Annotated in this window: 14 protein-coding genes; 8 read left to right on the top strand and 6 right to left on the bottom strand. The window is 48.3% G+C overall.

What is annotated here, in order from left to right:
• Positions 1–96: 96 nt before the first annotated feature.
• From ACFQ2O_RS00715 to ACFQ2O_RS00730, 4 genes are all read right to left on the bottom strand, one after another.
• Entirely contained in the window at positions 97–969 is an 873-nt protein-coding gene (locus ACFQ2O_RS00715) for an NAD(P)-dependent oxidoreductase (protein ID WP_377522088.1), read from the bottom strand.
• A gap of 95 nt (positions 970–1,064) precedes the next feature.
• Positions 1,065–1,544, bottom strand: coding sequence for an NUDIX hydrolase (locus tag ACFQ2O_RS00720; protein WP_377522089.1), 480 nt, complete (start codon positions 1,542–1,544; stop codon positions 1,065–1,067).
• Positions 1,545–1,649: 105 nt separating this feature from the next.
• Positions 1,650–2,732 carry an alpha/beta hydrolase family protein gene (locus tag ACFQ2O_RS00725; RefSeq protein ID WP_377522090.1) on the bottom strand — a complete coding sequence of 361 codons (1,083 nt, stop codon included), beginning with the start codon at positions 2,730–2,732 and terminating at the stop codon, positions 1,650–1,652.
• A gap of 139 nt (positions 2,733–2,871) precedes the next feature.
• Complete coding sequence (locus ACFQ2O_RS00730; protein ID WP_377522092.1) at positions 2,872–4,155, bottom strand: MutS-related protein; 1,284 nt, start codon at positions 4,153–4,155, stop codon at positions 2,872–2,874.
• Positions 4,156–4,349: 194 nt separating this feature from the next.
• Between ACFQ2O_RS00730 and ACFQ2O_RS00735 the strand changes: the two genes are divergently transcribed.
• The 6 genes from ACFQ2O_RS00735 to ACFQ2O_RS00760 all read left to right on the top strand — a co-directional run bounded on the left by ACFQ2O_RS00735 (position 4,350) and on the right by ACFQ2O_RS00760 (position 15,164).
• Positions 4,350–4,808: a GNAT family N-acetyltransferase gene (locus tag ACFQ2O_RS00735; RefSeq protein WP_377522125.1), complete on the top strand. Its 459-nt coding sequence runs from the start codon at positions 4,350–4,352 to the stop codon at positions 4,806–4,808.
• A gap of 48 nt (positions 4,809–4,856) precedes the next feature.
• The gene (locus ACFQ2O_RS00740; RefSeq protein ID WP_377522094.1) at positions 4,857–8,819 is read left to right on the top strand and encodes an AAA domain-containing protein; all 3,963 of its coding nucleotides are present in this window, start codon (positions 4,857–4,859) and stop codon (positions 8,817–8,819) included.
• Positions 8,820–9,156: 337 nt separating this feature from the next.
• Positions 9,157–10,008 carry a hypothetical protein gene (locus ACFQ2O_RS00745; RefSeq protein WP_377522095.1) on the top strand — a complete coding sequence of 284 codons (852 nt, stop codon included), beginning with the start codon at positions 9,157–9,159 and terminating at the stop codon, positions 10,006–10,008.
• 113 nt (positions 10,009–10,121) lie between these two features.
• On the top strand, positions 10,122–12,950 hold the full coding sequence (locus ACFQ2O_RS00750; RefSeq protein ID WP_377522097.1) for a TonB-dependent receptor: 2,829 nt from the start codon (positions 10,122–10,124) through the stop codon (positions 12,948–12,950).
• 65 nt (positions 12,951–13,015) lie between these two features.
• Positions 13,016–14,128 (top strand): phytase, encoded by a 1,113-nt coding sequence (locus tag ACFQ2O_RS00755; protein WP_377522098.1) that lies wholly within the window; start codon positions 13,016–13,018, stop codon positions 14,126–14,128.
• 157 nt (positions 14,129–14,285) lie between these two features.
• The gene (locus tag ACFQ2O_RS00760; protein WP_377522099.1) at positions 14,286–15,164 is read left to right on the top strand and encodes an SDR family oxidoreductase; all 879 of its coding nucleotides are present in this window, start codon (positions 14,286–14,288) and stop codon (positions 15,162–15,164) included.
• Positions 15,165–15,260: 96 nt separating this feature from the next.
• On the opposite strand, the gene ACFQ2O_RS00765 is transcribed toward ACFQ2O_RS00760, so the two are convergent.
• A complete protein-coding gene (locus tag ACFQ2O_RS00765; protein WP_377522101.1) occupies positions 15,261–16,859 on the bottom strand; it encodes a hypothetical protein in 1,599 nt (532 codons plus the stop codon).
• 10 nt (positions 16,860–16,869) lie between these two features.
• Here ACFQ2O_RS00765 and ACFQ2O_RS00770 point away from each other — a divergent pair, with 10 nt between their 5' ends.
• Entirely contained in the window at positions 16,870–17,250 is a 381-nt protein-coding gene (locus ACFQ2O_RS00770) for a hypothetical protein (RefSeq protein ID WP_377522102.1), read from the top strand.
• Positions 17,251–17,697: 447 nt separating this feature from the next.
• Complete coding sequence (locus ACFQ2O_RS00775; protein ID WP_377522103.1) at positions 17,698–17,889, top strand: cold-shock protein; 192 nt, start codon at positions 17,698–17,700, stop codon at positions 17,887–17,889.
• An 83-nt stretch (positions 17,890–17,972) separates the two neighbouring features.
• On the opposite strand, the gene ACFQ2O_RS00780 is transcribed toward ACFQ2O_RS00775, so the two are convergent.
• Positions 17,973–19,067 carry an endonuclease/exonuclease/phosphatase family protein gene (locus tag ACFQ2O_RS00780; protein WP_377522105.1) on the bottom strand — a complete coding sequence of 365 codons (1,095 nt, stop codon included), beginning with the start codon at positions 19,065–19,067 and terminating at the stop codon, positions 17,973–17,975.
• Between the last annotated feature and the right edge of the window lie 123 nt (positions 19,068–19,190).

The raw sequence follows: 19,190 nt of genomic DNA on the forward strand, positions 1-19,190 counted from the left end.
GCGCAGCTCCTGCGAGCGTCTGGTGGCAAGTATGCTATCAAATTTACAGCCTTCGGAAGATAACATGCGCTGGTTTATACTTCCGAAGGTTGGATTTTATTTCTCTGTTTTCGGCAGGTAAGCCCGATAAACCGCCGCCAAATCCTCTTCGCCAAATCCTTGTTCTTTTACCTGACCAAAAACCTCTTTGGTGGCCTGTAATGACGGCAGCGCAATGTTCTGCTCGTAGGCAGTTACACTTGCCAGGTGCAGGTCTTTATGCGCCCACTCCAGCGGAAACTCAGGAGAGAAATTACGGTCTAGGAGCTTAGGCTGTTTCAGCTTCAGGAACGGTGCTGCGGCTGGTCCGCCAAGCAAAGTCTTGCAGAGCATCTCTTCTGAAATACCCATAGCAGTTCCCAGTTTTAAAGCCTCAGCGAAAGAAGCCATCGCCTGTGCCAGCATCATGTTGTTGGCCATTTTCATTCCTGCCCCTGTGCCATGCGCGCCTACATGTACAGTTTCTTTGCCCATTACATCCAGCAGCTCCTGTACCTGTTGCACATCGGCAGCTTCGCCACCAATTAAAAAGATTAGATCGCCTTTCTCAGCAGGTACCAGAGAGCCGGACACAGGGGCATCCAGATAGCGGTGGCCTTGCTTTGTGGTTTGCTTGGCCATTTTTACAGTGAAAGAAGGGTTTACGGTGCTGCAGTTTACCCAAAGCGAATTCTCAGGCAGTGAATCTACAAATCCATCTTCACCAAACGCTACCTCTTCCACGGCCTCAGGGGTAGATAACATTGTGATGACAACATCGCATTGCTTGGCAAGGTCTGTTGGAGAGGTGGCGCGTGTAGCACCGTTATTTACCAGTTCATCTGCTTTAGACTGTGTGCGGTTGTAAACCACCAGTTCGTGGCCTGCTTTCTGTAAGTTGGCAGCCATACGGCTGCCCATTATGCCTAATCCTATGAATCCTACTTTCATCGATATCAAAAATGGTTATTAGCTTAACTATACTATTGTTTTAAACGGTAAAAGACGAGAATGTTTAGCAAAACACGAAAAGGTACAGTAGTCTGTTACAGCAGTTCCTGTAGCATGTTTATGGCTTTTTGCAGCGCCTGTTTCTCTGATTTAAAAGTTAGCATTTCCTCTGCCTGTGCGATAGGTACCCAGCGGGCCTCGTTTACCTCCCAATCGTGGTCGGTAACGTTGCCGGAAATGTAGCGCAGTAGGAAGAAGTGAACAAACTTATGAAACCGGACACGTTCAGAGCCTCGGTTACCAACATACCAGTACTCGATTGTGTCGATCTTGCGGAGCAGTTCTGTAGCAATGCCAGCTTCTTCTCTAACCTCACGTACAGCTGTCGCCTCAGGTTCCTCGCCTTTGTCTACAATGCCTTTGGGGAGTTGCCAGCGAGCCTCTTTGCCCACCGAAATCAAGGCTACCTCTACGTCAGATGTTTCGGTCAGGCGAAAAGCCACACCACCCGAAGAAACTTGATCTACGGTGGTTAGTTTCGGCTTGGCAGCATTAGGATCTGAGTTTGTGCCCATACTTCAAGTATAAATCAGGAGATCATAAAACCAGAAAGCTTGCTTTAAAGCAAAGGCTTTTGGCTAGTTTACCGCTGTTTATACTTGATGTGTTGCTACAAAGATTTACTGTACCTTAGTTGAGTCCTGTGCCAGCTGCTTGCGCTGTTCGTTTAGCCAAAGCAGGGTCGGGTTATAGGCCATATCATGTACGCCTACATATAGTAGCAACTTTACATTATTTGATTGGCGGCTAAATACAACGGCTGGGTCACCGTTAGAAAAGTATTTATCCTGATCTGTGCCCTGTAAACCTTCCGGCAACGCCTGTTCCTTTACAATATAATTCATCTGCTCCTGCGAGATCGTATCAGAGGGATGGGCCAGAATGTTAAAAGCACGGATAGAGTGGCTGGCTGGCACTAGCAGATCGTTGATGCCATGGGCAATGAATATAGGAACATCTTTTGCCTGGTGTATCTGTGTGCTGGGGCTACGCTTTTTGCCTGCATCAAATGCCGGAGAATCTGGCAGCGGTTCTCCGCCCAAGGCTGAAATGATCTGGCTGTTATACTTGCGGTGTGGGTAATAGAGGTTAAAATCATACCAGTCCGGAATGTCGAATACAGGTACCCAGGCAGCTACACCAGCCCACATGTCTGGGTGGCGGCTGGCTGTTACCAAGGCTGTCATGGCACCTCCCGAAGAGCCTACCAGGTACACGCGCGAAGAGTCGATATGTGCCTTCTTCATTGCAAAATCAACCGCGTCCATTATATCCTGTATGGCTACGTCAGAGGCCATTGCTTCAGGAGTCTCAAACACGCCCCGAAAATTAGGCTGAATAAAAGCCCAATCGTATTTCTCGGCCCAAAGTGCGAAAGGCAGTGAAGGCACCTGTAGATAACCGCTGCTCCAGCTATGCAATAGTACCAGTAAAGGCTTTTTTCGGCTCGATTCGGAGGCGTAAAACAAGGCAGGCTCAACCTGGCCATCGGCAGTAGATGTTATTTGCACATCCTGTATAGCAGGTAAGCCTTTCTTCCAGGCGGCCAGGCTTTCTGTGCCAACCTTGCCCGGATACTGTTTAGTGGTAGTATACTTCGACATCCGCTCGATTGGCGGAATAGGTTTATCTTCCTGTTTACAGGAGACAAGGCTAAGGCCAAAGAAAAGGAGTAATATAAAAGAGTGAAAGCTAGTCTTCATTAATAGTTGCTGTTGCTAAGCGCAAAGGTATATTTCGGTTGTACTTCTACAAGAACTGTGATAAGATAAAAATGTTGCGCAAAGCATAGGGAGATGAGACGGTGAAGCTTTTAGGGAATTTTACCTGCACAACTATATCTTAATGTGTCAGCAGTTCTGCCAGCCCTTCCTTCTCAAAAAGTATCTTCCCGATTTTAAGGTCCGACCAGCCTTCCTGCAACTGGTAAGAGAAGCGCGGGTAGTCATTATCTAACTCACAGGCAATGTTATACTTCTTGATTTTGTCAGAGGCCACGTCATCTTTTAGCTGTAGTAAATGAGTAGAGATAAAGAAATAAGAGTTGCTATACTTGGTGAGGCCATTTACAGTTGTTCGGGTAATCTCAAGCGCATCTTCAATGTTAGTGCCCCGAAAAATCTCATCGAAAACAGCGAAGCACTTTTTAGCAGCGCCAGCTTCCTGTACTACCGTCTTCAGGTTCTGGATTTCAGACATAAAGTGGCTGTAGCCGCTGCGTAGGTTATCGTTGGCGTTGATGATGATGGCTATAGTATGGAAGAAAGGAAGTGTGCAGCTGCTGGCCGGAACACCAAAACCTATGTGTGCCAGGTAAACGCACAGCCCCACCGACCTCAGCAGCGTAGATTTTCCCGACATGTTCGGCCCCGTGATCAGCACCACATGCTGCAGGGGCGTTAGCTGTAAGCTGTTCTTTACCGGTTTTTCCAGTATAGGATGGTAAAAGTCTTCTATCGTAAACGCATCCTCTGAAAAGGTTGGAAAGCAGAGGTTATTGGCAACAACACCTTTGGCGATAGACCAATAGGCTTCAAAATAAGCCATACTTTTCCAAAAGCTGCTCACCTCGTTTTCGCTAAGGCTACTGAGCGTTTTACAGAAACGAGTAGCTGCCGACAGCGAAAACTTATTTTCACGAATCAAATAGGCATTGGCTGTAAGGTTCAGCTGCTGTAAAAAGCCGAGCATAGTCTCCAACTGCTTCCTGAATGGTTCGGGAAACGCTTTTACGTCTAGTCGCTGGAAACAAGTTGTTTGTAGCTTATGCAGGAGCAGGATTGTCTGAACTGACTTGGAGCGAAGCCTATGCCTTTCTTCCTCTCCTGTGAAAAGCTGAAAAGCGGCTTTAAACTTGTTCTGCTCCACTACAAGCCGTCTTGTTGCAATGTCGTTCAGGAATACACAAACCTCCCGTGCATCCAGCCGCTGGTAAGTATAACTGCCTATAACCTGCCAATTGCTGATAAAGCTTTTAAGAATATTTTGCCTGCCATATACTTCCTCCACAGTATCAGGTACCGTTTGTAAAACCTGATACAGCACCTCTGCTGCATAATCGCCTATGGTATAATCAAACAACGGCAGAATGTCTCTTTTGAGGTTAAGGTCGTGTACCTGCAGCATAAGGAAGGAGGTTGTTTTTGATAAGATAGCTCTTTTTGAATTCAGACGTAAGTATAGCTTCAGATAATTAACCCTTTCTGTCTCAACAGTTCACTTCCATCTCTAACTAAATCCTGCTAACTTGCTCTGTTTGCTTAGACTTTACCTTAAAATCTTTCGTTAACGAGGCAGTAACATAAGAAATTGTTTTAGTGATGCAGCACTTAGAGGCACAACAGCAGGTATCGCCGGTAAGCCCGGCGGAGTACGACGAAGTTATGAAAGTATGGGAAGCTTCTGTGCGGGCTACACATCATTACCTCAAAGAGAAAGACCTGCAGTTTTACAAGCCACTGGTGCGTAACCAGTATTTAAAGGCCGTAAAGCTTACTTGCATCCGGCATAATGACGGACGCATAGCCGGTTTTATGGGTACTGCCAAAAAGAACCTGGAGATGCTTTTTATCCACCCTCAAAGCCGTGGGCAGGGTATAGGCAAAAAGCTGTTGCTGCACGCTATTAACCAGCTTCAGGTGGAGAAGGTAGACGTAAACGAGCAAAACGAGCAGGCAATTGGGTTTTACGAGCGCTTCGGCTTCCGTACCGTAGAACGTTCTGATGTAGATGGTACTGGCAGGCCTTACCCGATTCTACACATGCAACTGCCCTTTTAAAACAAAATAAGCACACCTGTAAGGAACAAAGGAGAGATAGAGACATTGATGAAAGACATCCTTAAAAACTACCGAAGAAGGCTTTTGAACCTGGGCTCCAGCAATAGAGCTTTGGTACTGCTGCGCCTGTACCGGGAGCTGCACTTGGATGTAGAGGCGTTAGATTTTGTAAATGGCAAACCTGCCTTCGAAATAATAGATAAGCTGCTGAGCGGCAAAAAGAAGATTACGCTGAGTCCTTACGCCGATAGCCGCCATGCCCCCGTGGCTGCGGTAAGTCGTCGGCTGCGGTTTATAAAGCGCAAGGCTGAGATGGTATTTGAGGAGCGCGGCAGCAAAGAATTATACTTGGGCTGGCCCTTTGTGCACGGCAAATTTTCGGATGGCACAGCGGTACGCAGTCCGCTTTTGTTCTTTCCGGTGCGGCTGCAGGTAAATGCGGCGCAGGAATGGGAGCTGCAGCCCGATGAGGCACAGCCGCCACAGTTTAACCAAAGCTTTTTGCTGGCCTACGCACACTACATGGGTACGCCTGTGGCAGAAGAGCTGTTGGAGCTGGATTTAAGCACCTTACCGCAACAGCCGCTAGAGTTCCGCACAAAGCTGTACGAGCTTTTAAAAGAGCAGCAGCTAAGTATAAATGTGGGCCGGGAGTTCTTCACAGATAAACTTATACGCTTTACAGATTATAAAAAAGCCGATTACGAGGCGGAGCTAAAGCCGGGGCAGTTGCACCTGGAGCAGGAGGCAGTGCTCGGAATTTTTCCGCAGGCGGCTTCTTACCTGTTGTCTGATTATGATGCGCTGCTGGAGCAGGAAGATCTGCTGGAGATGGAACAGCTGTTCGGTACTTCAGATGCAAGTATAAATCTGGCGGTGCAAGCGCAACATACCTTCACTGCTTTTGCTATGGATGCCTCACAGGAAGTAGCGCTGCAGGCCGTAAAGCAAGGGCAGTCGGTGGTGGTGCAGGGGCCACCGGGTACAGGCAAATCACAGCTTATCTGTAACCTGGTGTCTGATTTTACAGCACGTGGTAAAAAAGTGCTGGTGGTGAGCCAGAAGAGGGCTGCTTTGGATGTGGTATACCGCCGTTTATCGCAACAGGGGCTGGGTTCATTTGCCGCCCTTGTACATGATATCAATGCCGACCGCAAAGCTGTTTTTACGCAGCTGCGCGAGCAAATAGACCAGTTAGACGAATACCGCAAGCAGAACCTGGCGCTCAACAGCATCTACACCGACAGAGAGTTTCTGGAAGTAGGCCGTGGTATCAACAAAAACCTGGAGAAGCTGGAGAACTTCAAAAGTGCTTTGTTTGACACGAGCCGCAGCGGCTGGTCGCCGAAAGAGCTTTACCTGAGCAGCAGCCTGCAGCGCCCGCACATAACACTAGCCTCTGCTTATAAAAGCCTGCCGTCTCATGCTTTAGTTGAGTTCCTGCCTCGCTTGCGGCAGTACATACAGCAGGCCATTCCCTGGCAAAAAGAGGAGTTTGTGTGGCAGGAGCGGCGCAGCATGAAAGACTATACCTGGCAGGAGCGGCAGGAGCTGGAGCAGGTAATACAGGCGTTGCCAGACGAGCATGCGGTGCTGCTGCAAAACATGAGCGACCTGAGCGGCTATGCCTTTACGTTGGCAGAACTACCCAAGTATAAAGCTGCTTTAGAAAAAGTGAAGCAACTACAGGCACTGTTGGCGCAGGAGGGGGTAGAGCAGGCGTTGCAGCCACTCCTTCAGAAGCAGGCTGATTTAAAGGAACTGCAGACACAGGTACTGCGATTAAAAGCACTGTATCTGGCAAGTCCGGCCCCAGATGGTGCCATAGCTGCCGCAGATGTAGCAACAGTAAAAGCCGCCTTGGCCAAGTATCAAGAACAGCAGGGGCAGCTGTTAAAGCGTATTAGTTGGTACTTCTCCACTGAGAAGCAAATACTCAAAAACACGCTGTCAAAGTATAAGCAGGAGCTGACGGATGCCGGCGTTGGAGAGCTACAGCGTCGGCTGGTGCTACGGCAACAGGCAGAAGAACTGATAAAGGCTATCAACGCAAGTATAAAAGCGGGTCTCAGAATAGACAGTAAGCCAGCAGAAATACTGCAGAAGCTTCAGGTGCTGGAGCAGGCGATGCAGGCGCACAAAGTTTTGCGAAAGCTGTACAACGACAAGATCCTTCACGAAAAGCTACTGCACATTGTGCAATTGCCGGGGCACCTGCAAGCTTTAGTGCAAAGTATAAATCAGGCAGAAGACAAGTATAAATTCTGGCTAAAGTGGCTGACTGAAGTACAGGTGCAGCGCCTGGCGCAGGACAAAGCCTATAAAGATGCCCTGCTGCAGGAGCTACCCGAGGTGTTTGAGCACCTAGTAGCTTTCGATACACTTCTGGTTTCTTTTACCGATGCCGAGCGCAAGGTGGCAAAACTGTTGCTGGAGCAAGGTATAAAGTCGGCTGACGAAGGCGAGCGTTTGCTTCTGAACAGCATTTACCTGGCTTGGCTACATGAATTGGAGGGGCTGCAGCCGATCCTTCGCTCCGCAAGTAACGGTGAGCTGGACAGGGTAGAGGAGGAACTGCAGAACCAGCTGCAGCAGAAGCAGGAGCTAAGCCAGGAGATTGTGCTGTCGCGGTTGCGGGAGCAGGCTTATAAGGATGTTGAACTGAATCGTCTTGGCAATCCGGTCACCTACCGTCGTTTGCATGCGCAGGTAAGCAAGAAGCGCAGCCTATACCCGCTCCGGAAGTTGTTTGCTATGTTCTCGGAAGAACTGCTGGACCTCGTGCCTTGCTGGCTAGCCTCCCCGGAAACGGTGTCGGCGGTGCTGCCGCTGGAGCGTTGTTTTGATCTGGTTATTTTTGACGAAGCCTCTCAGTGCTATGCCGAAACAGGCATACCAGCCATGTTGCGCGGCAAGCAGGTGGTGGTGGCAGGAGATGCGCAGCAGCTAAAGCCATCAGATATTTACCGTGCCCGCTGGAACGGTGCGGAAGGCGAAGACGAAGCAGAGGAGCTATCAGCAGAATCTTTGCTGGAATTGTGTGGTTTATACTTGCCACAAACCATGCTCACACAGCATTACCGTAGCCGCTATCCTGAGCTTATTGAATTCTCGAACCGTTACTTTTATAAAAGTAAGCTGGAACTGATACCGGAACTGCAGGATGCCAATGCCCGCCAGCCTGCCATCCGGTTTGTGAAGGTGCACGGGCTGTGGCAGGATAACCAAAACCTGCTGGAGGCGCAGCGCGTGGTAGAGCTTGTGCTGCAATACCTGCAGGAAGGGCAGGAGGATTTAGGTGTGATCACCTTTAACTATAATCAACAGATGCTGGTGCAGGACATGCTCGAGGTGGCAGCGCAACAGCAAGGTATACCTATACCTGCCTCGGTACTGGTAAAGAACATAGAAAATATACAAGGTGATGAGAAGGAGGTAATCATACTTTCTGTTGGGTATGCGCCAGATGAAAAAGGCAAAATGGCCATGCAATTCGGTAGCCTGAACCAAAGCGGTGGCGAGAACCGGCTGAACGTAGCCATCACGCGCTCTAAACAGCAGGTGGTGGTGGTAAGCAGCATTCGGGCAGAGCAGTTGCAGGTAGACCATACCTTGCATGTTGGGCCGAAGCTCCTAAAAGATTACCTGCACTATGCCCAGCAGGTTAGCCGACGGTACTTTGAATACAAGCCTAAAGCAGAGAATAATCCTGCACGGGTGCCTCTGCTGAAAGAGGTACTGGCACAGCAGGTACAGCACCTGAAGCCGGAAGTGCCTTTCGCTGACCTGACGCTACTGAAGGAAGCCGCATATGAAGGTGTAGTGCTCACAGACGATGATTTATACTATAGCGCCCTCTCTGTCCGGCATTCGCACGCAGACATACCACGGCTGCTAAAGGAGCGCCACTGGCCTTACACGCGTGTCTACAGCCGCCAGTTTTGGGAAAAGCCAGAGAAAACAGTGAGAGAGCTGAAAGATAGCCTGAAAGGTAAGAAGCTGAAGAGTTAAAACCGGAGCGCATCATAGGTGCAGGTGTCCACCTATAATGCGCTCCGGCAAAAGCATTTAATAAACGTAAATGAGCAGGCGTTCTGCTTCACAGCGTACTGATTTCTGATTTCTCTGCCACAAGCGGACGTTTGAGCCATGAGTAATGTGTACCTGCCGCAAGTTTAGCGATAGCGTAACTTGTGGCTTTTATGAAGCAAGTTTTCAACTTGCATGCTGCGGAAGTAGAAAGTTGTGGCTTAGGTTAAAATGAGGTTTTAATAAAAAGTCGATACAAAGAAGGTTGTATAGCAACTATAACTTCGTATTAACTCCTAACTTTCAAACGTCTTAAGCTTTGCTCTACAAGATCTTCACCATATACGTTTACTTCCAAAGCCTTTTCTGCGGGTGTGGGGCTGATAGGCGGAACGGAGACTTTGAGAAGCCCGATTTCAAGTATAAAGTAAAGAAAATAGCGCGGCTGGATAAACGCATACAGGAAAGCTCTGGTCTTGCCCACGCCCCCGACAGCACTTTTTGGACTCACGGCGACAGTGGCACTCCTCCCGATTTGTACCGCTTTAACCTGAAGGGTGAACTGCTACAAACACTGCCTCTTGCTCTAAAGAACCGTGATTGGGAAGAGCTAGCTGAGAGTGAGGAGCAGCTTTTCATAGGAGATTTTGGAAACAACCAGAACAGCCGTAAGGATTTGCGTATCCATGTTCTGAACAGGCAAAACTATACTTTAGAAGGCACCATCAGCTTTTCTTTTGAAGATCAGGCTGCTTTCCCTCCAGATAAAAATAACCAGCATTTTGACCTAGAGGCTTTCTTCTATCACCAGGATTCGCTGTACCTCTTCACTAAGAGCCGTGGCCGCAACAAGCAGTTAAAACTTTATACCTTGCCCGCCACGCCCGGGAATCATGTAGCACAGCTACGGGAGCAAATGCCTGTAAAAGCCATGACCACAGCCGCAGCCCTATCACCAGACGGGAAACGGTTTGCCATACTTGGGTATGGAAGGGTATACTTATTCGAAGTGCAGAATGACAACATCAGTCTCAACGGCAAACACTACTGCCTGTCTGCAGGTAAAACCGGGCAGGCCGAAGCCATACTTTATACTTCCCCAAACCAGTTGCTGCTTACCAACGAGGGCGGAAAAGTTTTCAGCCTGACGCTGAAGGAGAAGAAGAAGTAGAGAGTACATAATATCTGGGTAACCTGCGCGTGATGGTTATATAACTATTCTGTAATACTGAGGTAATTTATGGTGCTTAATCTTGCTGTTGAATAAAAACACACAGGAGCAGCATGAAGCAAATTCTACTCATTTTCTCACTTGCCTTGTCTATAGCTATGGGTGCTATGGCCCAGGGAACAGGGCTCGTAACCGGAAATATCAGGGACAAAGAACAGAAACTATCGCTGCCGGGGGCAACACTTAAGCTGACACCCGGCAACCGATATACCGTGTCTAACACCGTAGGCCGTTTTGAGTTCTTAGGTGTGCCTGCCGGAACGTATAACCTGGAGGTAAACTACCTGGGTTACCAACCATACAGCATGCAGCTAACTGTAACGGCTGGTAGCACACAGGAAGTAGCAGTAGAGTTGGAAGAAGGAAGTATGATGGGGCAGGAGGTTGTGGTAATGGGCGACCGTTTGCGTAGCCAGGCCAAGGCCCTGAGCCAGCAGCGCAGCAACCCTAACATCACCAACGTAGTGTCTTCTGACCAGATTGGCCGCTTTCCGGATGCTAACATCGGCGATGCGGTAAAACGTATACCAGGCGTTACCATGCAGAATGATCAAGGCGAGGCGCGTGATATCATTATCAGGGGCTTGGCTCCGGAGCTAAATTCTGTGACGTTAAACGGTGACCGTATTCCTTCGGCAGAAGGAGATAACCGTCGGGTGCAAATGGACCTTATTCCATCCGATATGATTCAGATGGTGGAGGTGAACAAAACACTTACACCCGATATGGATGCTGATGCCATCGGTGGTTCGGTAAACTTAGTAACGAGAGCCGCCCCAAATGCCCTGCGCGTGTCCAGCACCTTATCAGCTGGCTACAACCCTATCCGTGAAAAAGCGCTTTACACAGGCTCCTTCTTATTCGGCAACCGTTTCGCAGGCAACAAGCTAGGCGTTTTGCTAGGTGCATCTTATAACTACAACGACTATGGTTCTGATAATGTGGAAGCCGAATGGAAAGAAGACGACTTCGGAAACGTGTACCTGGGTTCGCAGGAAATCAGGAAGTATGATGTAAAGCGTGTACGCCGTAGTTTCTCCGCTGCCCTTGATTTCAACATCAACCCAAAAAACAAACTGTACCTGAATGGTATGTATAACTGGCGCGACGACTGGGAAAACCGTTTCCGGGTGACGTTTGATGATATGGAGCCAATATATGGTGCCAACGACAACATCATCGGTTTTGAGGGAGAAATTAAGCGCCAGACAAAGGGCGGCGTAGGCTCCGACAGAGTGGATAACCGACGCCTGGAAGACCAGCGTGTAAAGAATATCTCGTTGCGCGGCGAGCACCTGCTGGGCAGCAGCGTAGACCTGGACTGGACAATGACGTATGCCGATGCGCGTGAGAAAAGGCCGGGAGAACGTTACATTGAGTTTGAAACAGAAGGTGAGCTACTACAGGATATCTCTAACCCAAAACGGCCTTTTGCAGCGCCAAAAGAAGCAATACCAGCCAACGATTTTGAGTTCGCTGAGTTAACCGAGAACAATAACCTGACCACTGAGAAAGAGTATAGTGGCCGCGTTAACCTGCGCTTTCCGTTCTCGGTAGTGCCAGAGCAGAAAGGCCGTATTCGTGTTGGTGGCCGTGTGCGCATCAAAGAGAAAGACCGCAGCAACGACTTCTTTAGCTACGAAGGTTTAGGTGCCAACGAGGATGCACTTGCCAACTTGGGTGTGGTGCCATCGCTTGTCTTTAACGGCGACAATTTTCAGCCGGGCAGCAAGTATAGCCCGGGCAATTTTGCCAGCAACACCTTTTTGGGCGGTTTAGATTTGAACAATGCCAGCCAGTTCGAAAGATCAGAAGAAGGTTCTGAGTACCTGGCTGTAAACTACAATGCCAAAGAAAACATACTGGCAGGTTATGTGCGTTGGGACCAGGATCTTAGCGATAAGCTTTCGGTGATTGCTGGTGTTCGACTCGAAAACACGCATGTGAACTATACTGGTAATGTGGTGGAGGATGAAGAAGACCTGGAAGGCCAGCGCAAGCTTCAAAACGACTACCTGAACATCCTGCCAAGCATCACGCTGAAGTATAATCTCCAGAACGACCTGATTCTACGTGCCGCTTATACTACTTCTCTGGCAAGACCTAACTATTATGACCTGGTGCCATACTTCGACAACCGCCTGGAGGATGAAGAACTATACGTGGGAAATGCAGAACTGAAAGCTGCTAGCGCTCAAAACCTTGACCTGATGGTAGAAAAGTACTTTAAGTCGGTAGGGATAATCTCTGGTGGAGTATTCTACAAGAGCATCGACAACTTTATTTATACTTACCGCAACGAGCAGTATACTGCAGCCAACTTCGCAGCTGACTTCCCTGACCAAAACAATCCGATTGAAGCAGGCGATAACTTTACATTTGTGCAGCCAAGAAACGGTGAAAGCGTGGATGTATATGGTGTTGAAATAGCTGTGCAACGCCAACTAGATTTTCTGCCGGGCTTCCTGAGCGGCTTGGGTGTGTATGCCAACTACACGTACACGAAATCAGAGGCAAAAGGCATTTACAACCTCGATGGCGAGAAGCGTGAGAACATCGGTTTGCCAGGCACTACCCCACACATGCTTAACTTCTCTTTGTCTTACGAAGACAAGAAGTTTAACGCCAGGCTATCGGCTAATTATGCTGATGCTTACATCGATGAGCTGGGAGGCGAAACTTTCTCGGACCGCTACTACGATGAGCAGTTTTTCCTGGATGCTAACCTGTCTTACAAGCTGTCTAACCTCGTGCGTGTGTTTGCAGAAGCGAATAACCTCACAAACCAGCCGTTGCGTTACTACCAGGGCGTTAGCTCCCGCACCATGCAATTGGAGTACTACAGGCCACGTTACAACTTTGGTATTAAGCTAGATTTATAAGCATTTATTTCAACTAGAGAACCTGTCTGACTGGCTCTCCCTTCACACCACCCTTAGTTAAAAACATGAACAAGCATATACTTTCCTGCACTGCACTGTCACTACTGCTTCTTTCCTGCCAATCGCAGGAGCAAGTACAGGAGCAGACTACTGTAGAGGCAGTGGCTACCACTGATACTGCCGCTTTAAAACCTGTTGTTATCACCCAAGAAACTAAGCACGACACCGACGATCCTGCCATTTGGATAAACCCGCAGGATGCAAGCAAAAGCCTTATCGTCGGAACAGACAAGAATTCTGATGGTGCCTTGTATGTGTATGATTTGGAAGGCAAGATTATCCGTGAGAAAGTTGTAACAGGTTTAAAGCGCCCTAATAATGTTGACATTGCTTACGGCCTGATGCTCAACGGAACACCTACCGATATTGCCGTGGCAACAGAGCGTGAAACCAACAAGATCAGGATATACTCGCTACCAGACATGCAACCTATCGACAATGGTGGGATAGATGTTTTTCCGGATGAGAATGAGCGGGCGCCTATGGGCATTGCGCTGTATACCCGCCCTTCAGACAATGCTATCTTTGCCATAGTTGGCCGTAAATCTGGGCCTAAGGCAGACTACCTGTGGCAGTACCGCCTGTCTGACGGAGGCAAGGGAAATGTTAAAGCAGAACTGGTACGCAAGTTTGGTAAGTATAGCGCTCTGAAAGAAATAGAAAGTATAGCCGTGGATAATAAACTGGGCTATGTATACTATTCAGACGAAGGTGTAGGCGTGCGTAAATTTTATGCCGACCCAGCCAAGAACGACAACAGCGAGCTAGAACTTTTCGGAGAGCAGGAGTTTATGGATGATAACGAAGGCATCTCTATTTACCCTACCGGCGACTCTACAGGATACATTATGGTATCAAACCAGCAGGCAAACACCTTTATGGTGTACAAGCGCGAAGGAGAGCCTGGCAACAAGCATCAACACAAACTGATAGCTGAAATTCCGGTGTCTACCCAAGAAAGCGATGGCTCCGATGTAACGAACGTAAACCTGGGGCCTAAATTCCCCAAAGGCATGTTTGTTGCTATGAGCGAGGGGAAGGTTTTTCACTTCTACGACTGGCGTGACATGGAAGCCAGAATAAAAGCAGCAGAGAAAAGTAAGCTTGTCCAAAAATAGGTCAGGCAGAGGACTTCAGTCCATCGTTCCGAAACAGCAGCGGCTACTTCTACAGGGGTAGCCGCTGCTGTTTTACTATAGCCCTGGTGCTGGCAGCATAACCTTTTTTTCAGGGCTGTAGTTAGAGAATACATTATCAAAGCAAACAAGAAGAACGATGCATACAACCATATTAGTAACAGGAGCCACAGGCACAGTAGGGCGTGAGGTGATAAAACAGCTCTCGATGCTAGAAGGCGACGAAATAAGAGTAAGAGCTGGCGTACATTCTGTCATAACAGGAGAGAACCTAAAGCGCCTGCCAGGAGTGGAAATTTCTGAGATGGACTTTGAAAACCAGGAGTCGCTACATGCCGCATTTACGCATGCAGATAAGCTGTTTATGGTGGCTCCTTTTGCCGATGACCAGGTAGAGATGGAGAAAACGCTGGTAGATGAGGCAAAGAGAACAGGCGTAAAGCACATCGTAAAGCTGTCTTCTATGGGTGCTGATGAGGAACCAGGCATCTTACTTGGCCTCTGGCACCGTGAGATTGAACGCTATATTGAAGACAGCGGCATCAGCTATACTTTCCTGCGGCCAACATCTTTCATGCAGAACTACATAGACTATAACGCAGCAAGTATAAAACAGGAGGGCAAGTTTTACCAGCCACTTGGTAACGGAAAGGTAAGCTATATAGATGCTCGAGACATTGCTGCCGTAGGTGTAGAGACTTTGCTAAAGGAAGGCCATGTAGGCAAGATATATGAGCTTACAGGTCCGGAAGCACTTTCTAATAATGAAGTGGCAGCACTGCTGAGCGAAGTAAGCGGAAAGCAGGTAGCGTATATAGATACGCCGGAAGCCGAAGCCAGGGAAGCAATGCTTGCACAAGGTACGCCCGAGTGGATGGCGGATGCCATGCTGGAGTTATATGGTGTTTATAAATCAGGGAGTGCCACTAAAACAACAACCACTGTAGAGGACGTAACTGGTCAGAAACCTCATACCATGCGCCAGTTTCTGGAAGATCACAGAGAGGATTTTGCTTAGGCTATACTTGATTTCAGGAAAATACCTGTTTCACAGTCACAAAAAAGCCCCTCCTGATTTATCAGGAGGGGCTTTTTATTGCTTATAAATTTAAACCTAGTCTAGGTCGCGGTAACGATTGCTGCGGCGGGTATTGTAGCGGTCACTGTTGCCACCTGAATTAGAGCCGCCTTGGCTGTTATCGTTATCACCGTAGCCACGGTAGTTCTCACGTGAGCTAGAGCCACGGTTGTCTCCGTAGTAAGAAGTGTTGCTATCCATTGAGCCGTAACGGCTTTGGTCGCCACCGTAGCCGCCTTGGTTGTAACCACCCTCGCGGTAGCCGCTCTGACCATAACGGCCTGAGAAGTTGCCTTGGTTAGAGCTGCTTGATCCGTAGCCACCCTGGCTGCTGTTACCTGAGCCATAACCGTAGCCACCGCTCATGTTGCTGCTGCTGCGGTTGCTGTCGCCATAGCCACCTCTGTTTGATGATCTGTCAGAAGAGCCGGAGCCGTAGCTTGATCCGCCGCTATAGCCTTGGCCATAGTCGCTGCCTTGAGAACCGTATCTTGCTGAACGATATTCATCGTCATAAGAACCGCCTCTTGAGCCATAACCGCCCTGGCTGCCGTAGCCACCTTGCATCGAGCTCTGAGAATCCCAGCCGCGCTGTGAGCCACGGTCGTCATTGTCATACTCGCTCATGCCTCTGCTAGAGCCATAGCCCATAGAACCGTAACGATCTCTGTCGCCGTAGCCACCTTGGGAGTTAGATCTATTCGGACCTGAACCTGTCATACCATAGCCGCCACCTTGCTGGCCGCTGCCATAGTTTCCAGACGATGATCCATAATTACTTTGGTTGCTCTGGTTACCGTAGCTCTGCGATGCAGAACCATAGTTGCCGCCGTGGCTTCCCATGCCGCCCTGGCCGTTCATTCTGCCGTAGTCGTCTTGGTTCGATGAGCCGGAGTTGCCACCACCATAGCCGCCTTGTGCCGACCCGAAGCGGTGTGAGCCTTGGTTTTGGCTGGTATAGCCTCCGCCCTGGTTGTTAAAGTTGCCACTTAAGCCGCTATCATAGCTGCCGTAGCTACCCTGCGATGAGTTGCCTTGTGTGCCGAAAGCACCAGAAGTACCACCAGAGATGATGCCTCCTTGTCTGTCGCCTTCTCTATCTTCGTAGCCACCTTGCATGCCGCCTCGGCTGGCACCAAAGTCCTGATCCTGGTTTCTTACGCGGTTGCCTTCAAAACCACCCTGGCTGCCATAGTTATAGCCGCCTTGTGATCCTTGTGAACCATAGCTGTTCTGGCCTCCTGTGTTGTTGCTGCCACCATAACCTGAACCGGAGCCTTGGCTTCCTGAGCCATAATTGCTCTGGTCACCGTAGTTGCCACTTTGCCCAGAAGAGCCATAGCCACTGTTGCCCTGGCCACCATAGTTACCCTGCGAGCCGTAGTCGCTTTGATAACCATAGCCACTCTGGCCACCGTAGTTGCCGTTTTGTGAGCCATACCCATAACCACCCTGGCTGCCGTAACCACTCTGGTTACCGGAACCACGCTGGTTGTCATTGTCAGAGCTGTTTTGGTCGCTGTTGCCTGACCCGTAGCCGTAACCACCACTCATGCCACTGCTTCTGTTGCTATCTCCGTAGCCACCTTGGTTCTGGTCGTTGCCCTGGAAGTTCTGAGATGAACCACTCGTCATAGAGCCATAATTGTTACGGTCTGAATCAGAGTTAGAGCCACCTGAGTTAGAAGAACTGTTGCTACTAGAGCTACCTGATTTGCTGCTGCTTGATTTAGCGCTTGGGCTATCAGACTTCTTAGAGCTGGAATCCTTCTTGCTGCTAGAAGAAGAGGTAGAAGTAGAACTCTTAGCCTTCGTGCCGGATGACTTAGATGCAGAACCTGTAGTTTTGCTGTCGGAGCTACTGCTTGGCGAGGAACTGCTGCTTGATGGAGAAGAGCTGCTGCTTGCTGAGCTTCCCAAAGAGCTGTTGCTGCTATTATTGTTGCTTGTATTGCTAGATGATGATGATGACGGATTTGTGCTCGATGAGCTGCTGCTCGAATTTGAGCTTCCGCTCGAATTCTGATCTTTTTCGTTGTCTTTCATAGTTCTGTTCTCTTAGAGTTTATTTAATGATATTAATTAAGTTTGCCTGTTGCCCCAAGGTGTAAGAGAACCAGCCGCAGGGGCAAAAAACTGGCTCCTTATTTAGTTGCAGTTATACTGCAACATTACGTGAGTAACATTGCTTTTTAAGTGTAACTGAATGTTTTAGCTATACGAACCACAGAGAACAGGGTTATTGCCTATGAGCACGACTGTAACTTGTAGAGCCTGTTTTTTTGAGGTACTGAAAGGGTGTTATAAAGTAATGCAAGGCTAACGCCGAAGTTACTTTTGAATTGGGTTGTAATAGCCGGAAAAGAGGGTAATTGCTTGATGTTGTAACGGTTATTATTTTGAATTTGCGTTGATTACATATTCAAAACTTCTACTTACATTTGCCTCATTATTAATTATTTTTTTTATTATAATGAAAACAGGTACAGTAAAATTCTACAACGTATCCAAAGGATTCGGTTTCATCGTAGCAGATGACACAAACCAAGACATCTTTGTGCACCAGTCAGGCCTAATCCACGAAGTACGCGAGAACGATCGCGTTTCTTACGAAGTTAAGGATGGCAAAAAAGGATTGAACGCTATCAACGTAGAGAAAATCTAAGTTAGATTTAAGCTGGCCGGTGGTCACTTTCAAGCATTCTTCTGCCCGCTCAGGTTACTGGGCGGGTTTTTTTATAGGGCGGTCTATGATTTAGTCTGCTCTTGTTTTTCACGGTTTCGTTCCTCGCCTTTCTCCAGTCCTTCCTGAATTAGCTCTTCTGCCTCCTGCTTATCTTCTATGTCAGCATGTGGATGTACCTGTTTTTCCTCGTGCTTCGGTTCATAGTTTAGAGTGATTGTCATTGGGAAATGGTCTGAACCAAATTTGCTCAGGCGGCGCAAGCTTACAAGGCGGAACAAAGGATCATAAAATACATGGTCGAGTGGGTAACGAAACACCGGAATGTGCGCATTGTAGGTGTTGTAAAAGCCTCTGCCTACGCGCGGGTCTATCATGCCGCTTACCTCCTTAAACAGCTTTGTTGTGTTAGACCAGGCTACATCGTTCAAGTCTCCGGCTACAACAGAAGGGTAAGCCGTTTTTTTAGACTCTTTGGCTACTAGCAACAGTTCGGCTTCGCGTGTTTCTGTGTTCAGCATTAGGCGAGGCGGTTGCGGGTGCACTGTAAACAAATCGAATTTCTTGCCATCAGGCAATTCCACTACTGTATAGAACGATGGGATATCATCTTCTACGTTAAACCTGATCTCGCTGTCATGCAATTTAAACTTGCTCCAAAACAACATGCCATACGTGTTTTCCAGGGGCTTTTTAATTGAGTAAGGATAGCGCTTGTCTAGCTCTTCACATACGTTGTCGTGCCATGCCTGATTGGGTTCGTTCATAACCAGCATGTCAGGGTCTTCTTTCAATACCACATCCAAAAACTTCTGATATTTTTTGTTTACCATCCGTACATTGGCCATCATCATGGTAAAGGAACTGTTGGGCTTTTCCTGCTCTGTTCGGAGCGCTTCTACTTTAGCCAGTGGGGTAAAATTATAGATATAGCGAATTTCGTTCAGAATAGCTAGTGCCCAAATTGTCAGCATGGCTATCTCTATGGGGCCATGTACTCCGAACAAGGAAGCATAGGCAACCAGGATAATACTTAAAAAAATAGCTACGTGCAGGCGCGGAAAGTCCATCACTCTGATCCACCAAAGGGGCGTGCGGATGAGCGGCAGAAAAGAGAACAAGGTGAATATAGAACCAAGTATTATTAGTGTGGATTTCATCTATTGACAGGTGCTTGTGAAGTTAGTGCATGTAAACCATACTCTTATAGGCAGAGTTTAGTTTCTGCATGTGTTATACGTGTTATTTACATGAGCCGGTGAATTAAATGAAGTACTAAAATA

Source organism: Pontibacter rugosus (genome assembly GCF_042678745.1).
GTDB classification, from domain to species: domain Bacteria; phylum Bacteroidota; class Bacteroidia; order Cytophagales; family Hymenobacteraceae; genus Pontibacter; species Pontibacter rugosus.